The following is a 6605-nucleotide window of genomic DNA, read 5'->3' as shown; positions in this document are numbered from 1 at the left end:
GGTCCGTTCCCGCCCTCCCCGGGCGGTCGTGGCGGCCGGGTGCCTCCGGAGGGGGCGACGCACGGAGACGACGCGGAACGCATGCGAACCTCCTGCCACGGAACGTCCGTGGCCGCCGAGTCCGAAGGAGGTGGGTTCCACATGCGCCACTACGAGGTGATGATCATCCTCGACCCCGATCTGGAGGAGCGCTCCATCGCCCCCCTGATCGAGAGCTTCGCCACCGTGATCCGCGAGGGCAACGGGAAGGTCGAGAAGGTGGACACCTGGGGTCGTCGCCGACTGGCGTACGAGATCGACAAGAAGCCCGAGGGCTTCTACGCGGTGCTCGACATCCAGGCCGAGCCGGCCGTGGTCAAGGAGATGGACCGTCAGATGAACCTGAACGAGTCCGTCCTCCGCACCAAGGTGCTCCGCCCCGCCACCCACTGAGCCCCGGCTCACCCGGGCCCGGGCCGGGCCCCGTGACGCATCCCCCGCGCGTCGGACGCCTCGGCGGTTCCCACCGCCCCGTCCCGTCGTGCGGTGAACGCCCACGGGTGTCACAGGCCCCTGTCATCATCGCAGCACCAGCAGTTAGCACCCGCCGAGAGGTTCCCCCATGGCAGGCGAGACCGTCATCACGGTCGTCGGCAATCTCGTCGACGATCCCGAGCTGCGCTTCACCCCTTCCGGTGCGGCGGTCGCGAAGTTCCGTGTCGCGTCCACCCCCCGCATCTTCGACCGGCAGACCAGTGAGTGGCGGGACGGCGAGAGCCTCTTCCTTACCTGCTCGGTCTGGCGGCAGGCGGCCGAGAACGTCGCCGAGTCCCTCACCAAGGGCACCCGGGTCATCGTTCAGGGCCGGCTGAAGCAGCGCAGCTACGAGGACCGCGAGGGCATCAAGCGGACGGTCTTCGAGCTGGAGGTCGACGAGGTCGGCCCCAGCCTGCGCAACGCCACGACCAAGGTCACCAAGACCAGCGGTCGCGGTGGCCAGGGCGGCGGCTACGGCGGTGGCCAGGGCGGCGGTCAGGGCGGTTGGGGCGCAGGCCCCGGCGGTCAGGGCGGCGGCCAGGGCGGTGCCGGCCGTCAGGACGGTCCCGCCGACGACCCGTGGGCGACCTCGGGTCCGTCCGGCGGTGGCCAGCAGGGCGGTGGCGGTGGCGGCTGGGGCGGAGGCCCCGGTGGCGGCTCGGGCGGTGGCTACTCGGACGAGCCCCCCTTCTGACGGGCGGGCTCCCCCCAAGCTTCCTGATCTGTTAACGGAGAGACACCATGGCGAAGCCGCCTGTGCGCAAGCCGAAGAAGAAGGTTTGCGTGTTCTGCAAGGAGAAGATCTCCTACGTCGACTACAAGGACACGAACCTGCTGCGGAAGTTCATTTCCGACCGTGGCAAGATCCGTGCCCGCCGGGTGACCGGCAACTGCACCCAGCACCAGCGGGACGTCGCCACGGCTGTGAAGAACAGCCGTGAGGTGGCGCTGCTGCCCTACACCTCCACCGCGCGCTGAGAAGGGATGACGAGACATGAAGATCATCCTGACCAGTGAGGTCCCCGGCCTCGGTGCCGCCGGCGACGTCGTCGAGGTGAAGGACGGCTACGCCCGCAACTACCTGCTGCCCCGTGGGGTGGCCATTCGCTGGACCCGCGGCGGCCAGAAGGACGTCGATCAGCTCCGCCGGGCCCGCAAGATCCGCGAGATCGCCACCATCGAGCAGGCCAACGAGGTCAAGGGCCGGCTCGAGGGTGTCAAGGTCCGCATGCGCGTGCGGGCCGGTGAGGGCGGTCGCCTCTTCGGTTCCGTCACCCCGGCCGACATCGCCTCCGCGGTGAAGGAGGCCGGCGGCCCGGACATCGACAAGCGCCGCATCGAGCTCGGTCGGCCGATCAAGAGCCTGGGCACCCACCAGGTCTCGGTCCGCCTGCACCCCGAGGTCGTGGCGAGCGTGCCGCTGGAGGTCAACCCCTCCAAGTGACGCCCCCGGGCGTCCGCCCCGATCCGCCCCCGTGGCGGGTGGGGGCGCGGCGGGACCGGCCTCCCGCCGGTCCGCGACCGATCGGAGCGGCCCGGGGACACCGCACGGTGTCCCCGGGCCGCTCCGTCGTTTCCGGCCGGTGCCGGACGGCATCGACCCGGGTGCCGCCGCCGGTGCCCGCCCTCAACGCGCGCGGACCGCGCCGGTGACCATCCAGCGTCCGGTGCGCACCCGCAGCCCCAACGTCACCATCCGGGTGACCATCATCAGCCCCGCCACCATCCACCACAGCCCGGCCACGCCCCACCCGAGCACCGGTACCAACAGGGCCGCCGGAGCGAAGACGACGAGGGTCACCAGCATCGCCCCGGCCAGGTAGGTGCCGTCCCCGGCACCCATCAGCACCCCGTCGAGGACGAAGACCACCCCGGCGATCGGCTGGGTCACCGCCACGATCAGCAGCACCGGCAGCAGCGCCCCGTGCACCTCCGGATCGGGGCTGAAGACCCGCACGATCAGCGGGCTGCCGATGGCGATCAGCGCGCCGAGCACCACCCCCGAACCGATTCCCCACCGCACCATGCGCCCGCACATGGCCCGGGCCCCGGCCGTGTCGTCCGCGCCCAGGAGACGACCGATGATGGCCTGCCCCGCGATGGCGATGGCGTCCAGGGCGAACGCGGTGAGGGTCCAGAGGGTGAGGGCCACCTGGTGGGAGGCGATGGAGACGTCGCCCAGTCGGGCGGCGACCGCGGTCGCGATCAACAGCACGGCCCGCAGGGAGAGGGTGCGGATCAACAGGGGGGTGCCGGCCCGGGCGCAGGCCCGGATGCCCGCCGCGTCCGGGCGCAACGGGGCGCCGTGTCGGCGGGCACCGCGCACCACCACCGTCAGGTACACCGCCGCCATGCCCACCTGGGCGATGACGGTGCCCCAGGCCGAGCCGGCGATGTCCATGCCGGCGCCGTATATCAACAGGGCGTTGAGCGCGGCGTTGGCCGTGAAACCGCCGATGGCGACGTACAACGGCGTGCGGGTGTCCTGCAGGCCGCGCAACACCCCGGTGGCGGCGAGCACGATCAACATGGCGGGGATGCCCAGTGCGCTGATCCGCAGGTAGGTCACGGCGTGCGGGGCGGCCTCGGTGGAGGCGCCGAGGAGATCGACCAGCAGGGGGGCGCCGGGGATGAGGGCCGCGGCCACCGCCACTCCGATGAACAGGGCCAGCCAGATCCCGTCCACGCCCTGACGCAGGGCCGCGGGCAGGTCGCCGGCGCCGAGTCGGCGCGCGACGGCGGCGGTGGTGGCGTAGGCGAGGAAGACGAAGATGTTGACACCTGTGGTCAACAACGCGGCGGAGACCCCGAGGCCGGCCAGGCGGTCGGTGCCGAGGTGCCCGACCATGGCGCTGTCGACCATGAGGAACAGGGGTTCGGCGACCAGGGCGCCGAAGGCGGGCAACGCGAGGGCGAGGATCTCCCGGTCGTACCTCCGGGCGACCCGTCGTCGGGTGGCGCGGGGGGATGCTCCCCCGGGCGCGCCGACCGCGTTCCCGCCGGTCGTCCGCCCGGCGGTTTCGCCGGGGTGCGCGGTGCGGTCCGCTGGGGGTGGGCTCATGCGATGATCCAAGCATCCACAGGTAATAGATGCAATGGTTTTGTGACCCTTACCTCTCCTGGAGGGGGGCGTGAATCGTTCTCCCGATGGGCAGGTGCTCCACCCCCTCCGCGAACTTTTTTCAACGGTCTCGGCACCGGGGTGAAGATCTCTGCGTTATCGCAGCTCAGCGCGGGTTTTCTGATCATCTTTCGGGAGAATCCACAGCGTCGTCCCCCGAGGGGTCCACAGAAAACGGGGGTTCTTCCACAGTGTCGGGAGAGCTTTCCACAGGTGTTGCCCCCAGCCTGTGGATAACCGGCTTGGCCGGTGCCGCCGGAGCACGTACCGTGGGGCGCCCGCCGGCCCGTCCCGGGTCCCGGACCACGGTGCACGCGGCCCCCGGAACGGTCTCTGTCGGTGCCGTGGCGTACAACTGTGGACAGTGACGGGAACGAACCGTCGGACCCCCGGGTCACCGGCGCGCCGGATTCGTCACGGCCGATCCGAGTCGATCACGTTCAGCATGTTCCAACGGGTGGCGGGCGGAGCCCGCGATCCGGCGAGCCGGGAGGGAGGCGGGCCCGCATGACGGATCTGGAGTACGCCGAGGGGGAGTGGGCCGGCAGTGCCCCCCCGGCACCCCGCGGCGGGGACGCCGAACCACCCCGGTGGGAGGACGGCTCCGACGAGCGGGCCGCCTTCGAGCGGCTCCCGCCGCAGGACCTGGACGCCGAGCAGTCGGTCCTCGGCGGCATGCTGCTGTCCAAGGACGCCATCGCCGACGTGGTCGAGGTCATCAAGGGCCACGACTTCTACAAACCGGCCCACGAGACGATCTACACGGCGATCCTCGACCTCTACGCCCGGGGCGAGCCCGCCGACCCCATCACCGTCGCCAACGAGCTGACCAAGCGCGGAGAACTGTCCAAGATCGGCGGCGCCGGCTACCTGCACTCCCTGGTGCAGTTGGTCCCCACCGCGGCCAACGCCGAGTACTACGCCGAGATCGTCCACGATCGTGCGGTGCTGCGCCGCCTGGTGCAGGCCGGTACCCGCATCACGCAGATGGGGTACGCCGCCGACGGAGACGTGGACGACATCGTCAACTCCGCGCAGGCCGAGATCTACGCCGTCACCGAGCAGCGCACGGCGGAGGACTTCCTGCCGCTCGGCGACATCATGGAGGGCGCGCTCGACGAGATCGAGGCGATCAGCAATCGCAGCGGCGAGATGACCGGCGTCCCCACCGGGTTCACCGACCTCGACGCGTTGACCAACGGTCTCCACCCCGGTCAGATGGTCGTCATCGCGGCCCGCCCCGCCATGGGTAAGTCCACCCTGGCCCTGGACTTCGCGCGTGCCTGCTCGATCAAGCACAACCTGCCCAGTGTGATCTTCTCCCTGGAGATGGGGCGCAACGAGATCGCCATGCGCCTGCTCTCCGCCGAGGCCAGGGTCGCCCTGCACCACATGCGCTCGGGCAGCATGACCGACGAGGACTGGAACCGCGTCGCCCGGCAGATGGCCGAGGTCAACGAGGCCCCGCTGTTCATCGACGACTCGCCCAACCTGAGCATGATGGAGATCCGCGCCAAGTGCCGTCGGCTGAAGCAGCGGCACGACCTGCGCCTGGTGGTCATCGACTACCTCCAGCTCATGCAGAGCGGTGGCTCCCGGCGCCCGGAGTCCCGTCAGCAGGAGGTCTCGGAGATGTCCCGTAACCTCAAGCTGCTCGCCAAGGAGCTGGAACTGCCCGTCATCGCCCTGTCCCAGCTCAACCGTGGCCCGGAGCAGCGCACCGACAAGAAGCCGATGGTCTCCGATCTGCGTGAGTCCGGTTCCATCGAGCAGGACGCCGACATGGTCATCCTGCTGCACCGCGAGGACGCCTACGAGAAGGAGTCCCCGCGCGCCGGCGAGGCCGACCTGATCGTCGCCAAGCACCGCAACGGCCCCACCGCGACCATCACCGTGGCCTTCCAGGGCCACTACTCCCGCTTCGTCAACATGGAGGGCGGCTTCTAGCGGCATCGACCCGCGGGGTCGTTGGGGTGGCGTCGGCGTGGCGGTCGACGCGCCTGCCCCGGCCCACGGACCGTTCACCCCTGCCCGAGGGGCGGCGTGGCCCGGCGACGCCTCAGTACCCGGGTGGTGCTGCCGTCCTCCTCGGTCGTGTCCCGGAGGTGCTCGAAGCCGACCCTGTGCAGCACGGCCAGTGAGGCCTCGTTCGACTCCGCCACGGTGGCGTACACCTCCGTGAGTCCGATGGTGCCGAAACCATGGGCGACGATCGCCTCCGCGAGTTCCCCGCCAAGGCCCGATCCCCACACCTCGGGGGTCAACGCGTAGATGATCTCGTGACCCGGGACCACATCACTCGGTTTGATCTCGGCGTGGCCGACGAAGTGACCGTTCCGGCGGACGGCCCAGACGTCGAACAGATCCCGGGCGTAGACCTTCGTGAAGATCCGCCCGAACAGGGCCCGGTCCTCCGCCTCGCCGGCGGGGCCGTCGCCCATCCACCGCGAAACCCTGTGGTCCCGGAAGAGGGTGACGAAATCTTCCTCGTCGTCCGGGGTGTAGGGCTCCAGCAACAGGCGCTCGGTGCGCAGAATCGGGCTCATGGACGGTGAGGTTAATGGCGCCCGGCCCCTCAGAACACCGCTTTCGGTGGTCCCCCGGGGAGGGAACCGCCGGGTACCTCTCGGCCCACCGGGGCCGGGGCCGGTCGAGGCTCTTGGGGGCAAGCGGTTCGTACCGCTCGGGGTGGGGACTTCCTCCGGCCCGAGGTCGTTTACCGCCCCGACGCGCTGAGGAGGGGTCTTCCGGTCGGCTCCCGCTCCGGCCGGCTCCCGGTCCGGGGAGGGAGCCCCGGAGCATCGGGGATGGCGCCGTCCCCGGGACGGGGGGTCCCTCCACCACCCCGGATCCCGACCCGCTCCGGAGGAGCCGAGAACACGATGCGTCGGATCCCGGTTCGTCCATGTGTTCGCGCGGCGGCCAACGGATGGGGCGAGGGGCGGGGGTAAGGTCGGCGGTTCCGCTC

General features: G+C 70.7%; 7 protein-coding genes. 5 read left to right on the top strand and 2 right to left on the bottom strand.

Features of this window, described 5'->3' with window-relative positions:
* Positions 1-141 precede the first annotated feature (141 nt).
* From rpsF to rplI, 4 genes are all read left to right on the top strand, one after another.
* Positions 142-432, top strand: coding sequence for a 30S ribosomal protein S6 (rpsF, locus tag FNQ90_RS08730; RefSeq protein WP_143618093.1), 291 nt, complete (start codon positions 142-144; stop codon positions 430-432).
* 169 nt (positions 433-601) lie between these two features.
* On the top strand, positions 602-1210 hold the full coding sequence (locus FNQ90_RS08725; protein ID WP_143618095.1) for a single-stranded DNA-binding protein: 609 nt from the start codon (positions 602-604) through the stop codon (positions 1208-1210).
* 47 nt (positions 1211-1257) lie between these two features.
* On the top strand, positions 1258-1494 hold the full coding sequence (rpsR, locus tag FNQ90_RS08720; RefSeq protein ID WP_143618097.1) for a 30S ribosomal protein S18: 237 nt from the start codon (positions 1258-1260) through the stop codon (positions 1492-1494).
* Positions 1495-1510: 16 nt separating this feature from the next.
* A complete protein-coding gene (rplI, locus tag FNQ90_RS08715) occupies positions 1511-1960 on the top strand; it encodes a 50S ribosomal protein L9 (RefSeq protein WP_143618099.1) in 450 nt (149 codons plus the stop codon).
* Between the two features lie 183 nt (positions 1961-2143).
* On the opposite strand, the gene FNQ90_RS08710 is transcribed toward rplI, so the two are convergent.
* Positions 2144-3577, bottom strand: a complete 1434-nt coding sequence (locus FNQ90_RS08710) for an MATE family efflux transporter (RefSeq protein ID WP_182605839.1) — start codon at positions 3575-3577, stop codon at positions 2144-2146.
* A gap of 567 nt (positions 3578-4144) precedes the next feature.
* Here FNQ90_RS08710 and dnaB point away from each other — a divergent pair.
* Positions 4145-5584, top strand: coding sequence for a replicative DNA helicase (gene dnaB / locus FNQ90_RS08705; RefSeq protein WP_182605838.1), 1440 nt, complete (start codon positions 4145-4147; stop codon positions 5582-5584).
* A gap of 74 nt (positions 5585-5658) precedes the next feature.
* On the opposite strand, the gene FNQ90_RS08700 is transcribed toward dnaB, so the two are convergent.
* Entirely contained in the window at positions 5659-6183 is a 525-nt protein-coding gene (locus FNQ90_RS08700) for a GNAT family N-acetyltransferase (protein WP_182605837.1), read from the bottom strand.
* Positions 6184-6605: the final 422 nt, after the last annotated feature.

It is taken from the genome of Streptomyces alkaliphilus, from assembly GCF_014141535.1.
GTDB classification, from domain to species: domain Bacteria; phylum Actinomycetota; class Actinomycetes; order Streptomycetales; family Streptomycetaceae; genus Streptomyces; species Streptomyces alkaliphilus.
Note: the sequence above shows the minus strand (reverse complement) of the source record. Positions and strands in the feature narration are given on the sequence as shown.